Origin of the sequence: Arachidicoccus sp., from assembly GCF_050436765.1 — a bacterium.
Taxonomy (GTDB): domain Bacteria; phylum Bacteroidota; class Bacteroidia; order Chitinophagales; family Chitinophagaceae; genus Arachidicoccus.
In genome coordinates this window covers 1-1,055 of the sequence record NZ_JBNQGD010000228.1, presented here as the reverse complement: position 1 = coordinate 1,055, position 1,055 = coordinate 1, and the positions used below count along the sequence as shown (strand labels likewise).

The 1,055-nt window shown below is 42.1% G+C and carries 1 protein-coding gene; it reads left to right on the top strand.

The window, feature by feature from the left end; all coding sequences use genetic code 11:
• Positions 1 to 39 precede the first annotated feature (39 nt).
• A complete protein-coding gene (locus ACQR30_RS10170) occupies positions 40 to 885 on the top strand; it encodes an NAD-dependent epimerase/dehydratase family protein (protein ID WP_429734656.1) in 846 nt (281 codons plus the stop codon).
• The last annotated feature ends 170 nt before the right edge of the window (positions 886 to 1,055 follow it).

The window sequence follows — 1,055 nt, the reverse complement described above, 5'->3', positions numbered from 1 at the left end:
CGAGTCAAGGAGTCATTCTAGACGGATCAGTGTCCTTATGTGTCGACAGTTTCACACAACGAAAATATTACTTTACTCCAATGGCATATTCGCAATTTGACTGACTGCCAAATAGCAGCGGATGGTGTAGCTTTTATATTGCACGAAGCGGCGCTTGGCTCCGTACCTCGTTCTATCAATGACCCTATTACTACCAATGAAGTCAACATCTCTGGCTTCCTAAACATGTTGGTAGCAGCACGCGATGCAAAAGTAAAACGTTTTGTGTATGCAGCTTCTTCCTCAACCTATGGTGATTCTCAAGGTTTACCCAAAGTAGAAGAAATAATTGGCAACCCTTTATCGCCTTATGCCATTACCAAATATGTCAACGAACTATACGCTGGTATCTTTAGCAAGACTTATGGCTTAGAGACTATTGGCTTGCGCTATTTCAATGTGTTTGGCCGCCATCAAGATCCCAATGGCGCCTATGCTGCGGTTATTCCGAAATTTGTAATGCAACTAATGGCGCACGAGAGCCCGGTTATCAATGGCGATGGTAATTATTCCCGTGACTTTACCTATATCGATAATGTCATTCAAATGAATGAAAGAGCAATGCTTACTACCAATCCAGATGCAGTGAATACGGTGTACAATACCGCCGTAGGCGACCGTACCACCCTAAAAGAATTGACGGAGTATTTAAAAGAATATTTAGCCAAATATGACACGTCCATTGAAGCGGTAGTAATAAAGCACGGTCCAAATCGTGCTGGAGATATACCTCATTCATTAGCGAGTATTGCAAAAGCAGAAAAATTATTAGATTACCAACCTACCCATAAAATACAAGAAGGATTAAAAGAAGCTGTAGCTTGGTATTGGCAAAACTTAAAATAAGCAATTCGTCACGAGTAAGAGGAACGACGACGTGGCGATTTCATAACAGACAACAGATAACAGATAACAGATAACAATATGCCCCAACACAAAATCGCCGTCATCGGCCTCGGATATGTAGGCTTACCCCTAGCCCGCCTCTTCGCCACCAAATATCCTGTAATAGGATT